This window comes from Microbacterium sp. CPCC 204701, assembly GCF_004010105.1.
In the GTDB taxonomy this organism is placed as follows: domain Bacteria; phylum Actinomycetota; class Actinomycetes; order Actinomycetales; family Microbacteriaceae; genus Microbacterium.
Genome location: NZ_RRYE01000286.1, coordinates 1 through 3947, shown reverse-complemented (window position 1 = coordinate 3947; position 3947 = coordinate 1). Strand labels below are relative to the sequence as shown.

The 3947-nt window shown below is 69.6% G+C and carries 4 protein-coding genes; all 4 read left to right on the top strand.

The window, feature by feature from the left end; all coding sequences use genetic code 11:
- Positions 1 to 748: aldo/keto reductase (locus EIO58_RS14040; protein WP_164861717.1), on the top strand; the 748-nt coding region annotated here is incomplete at its 5' end.
- Between the two features lie 86 nt (positions 749 to 834).
- Positions 835 to 2157, top strand: coding sequence for a tyrosine--tRNA ligase (gene tyrS / locus EIO58_RS14035; protein ID WP_127820056.1), 1323 nt, complete (start codon positions 835 to 837; stop codon positions 2155 to 2157).
- A 29-nt stretch (positions 2158 to 2186) separates the two neighbouring features.
- Positions 2187 to 3017: a DUF4184 family protein gene (locus EIO58_RS14030; protein ID WP_127820055.1), complete on the top strand. Its 831-nt coding sequence runs from the start codon at positions 2187 to 2189 to the stop codon at positions 3015 to 3017.
- Between the two features lie 222 nt (positions 3018 to 3239).
- Positions 3240 to 3455 (top strand): uracil-DNA glycosylase family protein, encoded by a 216-nt coding sequence (locus EIO58_RS19370; protein WP_240658860.1) that lies wholly within the window; start codon positions 3240 to 3242, stop codon positions 3453 to 3455.
- The last annotated feature ends 492 nt before the right edge of the window (positions 3456 to 3947 follow it).

Genomic DNA, 3947 nt, shown 5'->3' with positions numbered 1-3947 from the left:
CGCGGCGCGGCCCGGCGTGCGGGAGCGCATGAGGATCGCGACCAAGCTCGGTGCTGAGCCGCTGTGGGCCGGTTCCTGGCCGGGCCGCCGCGCCGGGCTGTCGCGCCGCGCCGTCCTCGACGCGTTCGCCGGCAGCCTCGACCGGCTCGGCGTCGACTCCGTGGACCTCCTGTGGCTGCATCAGGAGGATCGCGCCACGCCGATCGAAGAGACCGTCGATGCCCTGGCCGAGCTCACGAGCGCCGGCCGCACGCGCCGCGTCGGGGCATCCAACCACCCCGCGTGGCGGGTCGAGCGCGCCCGGGCACACGCGCGGACGATCGGGTCGATCCCCGTCGATGCCCTGCAGCTGAATGCGACCTACCTCCGGGTGCGCCCCGGTACCCGCCCGCCGGGCGTCGAGCACCGCTTCGGGGTGCTGAGCGACGAGCAGCGCGACTACGCCGATGCGCACGGACTCGAGGTGTGGGCGTACACGCCGCTGCTGTCCGGCGCGTACGACAACCCCGACAAGAGCATTCCCGAGCCGTACGACCACATCGGGAACGACCGGCGCCTGGCCGCGCTCGACGAGATCGCGGACGAGCTCGGCGCGACGCGTGGCCAGACGGTCCTCGCCTGGCACGTCGCACACGGTGTGCGCCCGATGCTCGGCGGCAGCAAGGTGGATCAGCTCGACGCGGCGATGGAAGCCGTGCGCTTCACCTTGACCGACCAGCAGCTCGCGCGCCTCGACGCAGCGGCCTGAGACGGATGTCGCGACCCGGCAGCGCGCGCCGGGTCGCGGCATCCGTCCGGCACGAGGCCGCATGCGTCGCTGATAGCCTGAACCGCGTGTCTGAAACCGTCGTGAGCGCACAGAACTCGTCTGTGCGCGCGCTGGCTCCCGCCAACGACCCGGCGTTCGAAAACGTCTGGGACGAACTCGTGTGGCGCGGGCTCGTGCATGTGTCCACCGATCAGGAAGCGCTGCGCGCGCTGCTCGGCGGGGACCCGATCACGTACTACTGCGGCTTCGATCCGACCGCTCCGAGCCTGCACCTGGGAAATCTCGTGCAGCTGCTCACGATGCGCCGCCTGCAGCTCGCGGGTCACCGGCCGCTGGGCCTCGTGGGCGGGTCGACCGGCCTCGTCGGCGACCCTCGTCCCTCCGCCGAGCGAACGCTGAACACCAAAGAGACCGTGGCCGAGTGGGTGGGCTACCTGCGCTCGCAGGTGGAGCGGTTCCTCAGCTTCGAGGGAGACAACGCCGCGCGCATCGTCAACAACCTCGACTGGACCGCGCCGCTCGGCGCGATCGACTTCCTGCGCGAGATCGGCAAGCACTACCGCGTCGGCACCATGATCAAGAAGGACGCGGTCGCTGCGCGACTGAACTCCGATGCGGGCATCAGCTACACGGAGTTCAGCTACCAGATCCTGCAGGGACTGGACTACCTCGAGCTGTTCCGCCAGCACGGCTGCGTGCTGCAGACCGGTGGCAGCGACCAGTGGGGCAACCTCACCAGCGGCACCGATCTCATCCACCGCGTCGAGGGCGTGCACGTCCACGCGATCGGCACTCCGCTGATCACCAACAGCGACGGCACGAAGTTCGGCAAGAGCGAGGGCAACGCGATCTGGCTCGATCCGGCGATGTGCAGCCCGTACCGCATGTACCAGTTCTGGCTGAACACCGACGACGCCGACGTCATCGAGCGCCTCAAGATCTTCACCTTCCTCGCGCGCGCCGAGATCGAGGAGTACGAGCGACTCGTCGACGACGAGCCGTTCCGCCGCGCGGCGCAGAAGCGTCTGGCCCTCGAGGCGACGACCTTCGTGCACGGGACGGATGCCACGACCGCCGTGATCGCGGCGTCCGAGGCACTCTTCGGCCAGGGCGACCTCGCGGCGCTCGACCCGACGACGCTGCGCCACGCGCTGGAGGAGCTGCCGAACGCGACGGTCGCCGCCGGCACGCCGGTGGTGCACGCACTCGTCGAGACCGGTCTTGTTCCGAGCCTCTCCGAGGCGCGCCGGGCGATCGCTCAGGGCGGGGTGTCGCTCGACGGCGCGAAGGTCGACGACGACACGGCAGTGGTGACCGGTACCCTTCCGGGCGCCGTGTCGGTGCTTCGTCGGGGCAAGAAGACGCTGGCGGGCGTCTTCGTCGGCTGACGCCGCCCCCGCTCGCCGATCGGATTCCGATGCCGTTCACGCCGAGTCACGCGGTCGTCGCGCTCCCGTTCACGCGAACGCCGCTCGTGCCGGCGGCGATCGCGGTAGGCGCGATGACCCCCGACCTGCCGCTGTTCGTGCGTGCGTTCCCGCTGCACTACGGCCGCACGCACGCGTTCGAGTGGCTGCCTGTCACCGTGGCTCTTGCTCTGATCCTCCTTCTGGTCTGGCGCTGCGTGCTGCGGCCTGCGGTGCGGGAGCTCTCACCGCGATGGCTCGCGGAGCGGCTGCCGGGGGAGTGGGACCGTGGCGCCGTCGCGGCCCTGCGCGAGACCTTCGGACTCGGGGGCGACTCTCCGCCGGGAGCCGGGCGGGCGTCGTGGGGCGCGATGGCTCTGCTCGCCGTATCGCTGGTGATCGGAGTGGTCAGCCACATCGTGTGGGACCTCTTCACTCATGACGGGCGCTGGGGCGTCACCGCGATCCCCGCCCTCGGCGACGACTGGGGCCCGCTGCCGGGCTACACGTGGCTGCAGCACGGATCCACGGCGATCGGCCTGGTCATCATCGGGGTGTGGCTGCTCGTGTGGCTGATCCGGCGCCGGCCCGAGGCATCCTTCGCCCGCGCCGTGCCGGCCTGGGTGCGGTGGACGTGGTGGCTGTCGCTTCCGGCCTGCCTCCTGATGGCGTGGCTGTGGGGACTCGGCGCGCATGGGCCCCTCGACGAGGACTTCACGGTCGCGCACCTCGCGTACCGCGTGCTGCCGCCGGCGTGTGCGGTGTGGGGCGCGGCGACTGCGGGGCTCTGCGTGGTGGTGCAGGCACGGGCGGCTCGTGGTGTGGAGCGGCGTCGCCGCTGACGGTCCTCCCGGAGTGCGCGACGTGTTGCGCGCACATACGACGGCGTCTGTTCCTGTGCCGGGGCCTCGTCATGGGCTCGTCCCCCGCCTACGGTCCAGTTCCATGGACCGCGAAAGGCCAGGAGCAGCCGAGCGGATGCCGGATGGTGCCGGCCTCGACGTGCTGCGCGGGCGGTGCAGGGCTGCCGCGACTGCGAGCCGTGGCGGCAGGCGACGCAGGCCTTGTTCGGTGATGGCGGGTCACGGGCCCAGACCATCCTCGTCGGCGAGCAGCCCGGAGACCGCGAGGACCGAGAGGGGGAGCCGTTCGTCGGTCCGGCGGGGAGGATCCTCGCGCAGGCGATGTCGTCTGCCGGACTCGAGCGCGAGCCGCAGGCGGCGATCGACGGACTCGTCCGTGACCTGAAGGCAGCGGTGGACGCCGAGCGCTCCCGATGACGGTGCGCCGCGTGTTTCTGCGGGTGGCGGGGTACGACACGCCCGGGATGCGGGCTGGATTGGCCCGATCCGGGGATCCGACGTAAAGTATTACTCGTTCGCCCCACAGGGGAGCGGAGAGACCGAGAGTCTCACCCCCCTCAAGCTGGCGGACCACCTCCCTTCTCAAACAGTCCTCACTTGAGCGACCTGACCTGCGGGTCTAAGATGGGAGTCTTACCCTCCGAGGCAGTCTTCGATCGCCGCTGTGGATCTCGATCCGCAGCCGGCGGAACCGAAGGTCTGTGGGTGGGGTATGGTTGTGAGGTTGCCCTGCTGGGCTGGCTGCTGTGTTTGGTGGTTGGTGGGTGGGTGCGTCTGGTCTTTGAGAACTCAACAGCGTGCACTTGTCATATGCCAATTTTGTCTCTGCTGACCATTTGTTTGGTTGGTGGGGGTCTTTTTGGATCAATTCAATGGATGTCAGTTTGATATTCGTTTTTTGGTCAGGTT

What these genes read in the sequence shown, in the direction of transcription:
- EIO58_RS14030 (WP_127820055.1), top strand. Translation starts at nt 2,187, where the DNA reads ATGCCGTTCACGCCGAGTCACGCGGTCGTCGCGCTCCCGTTCACGCGA.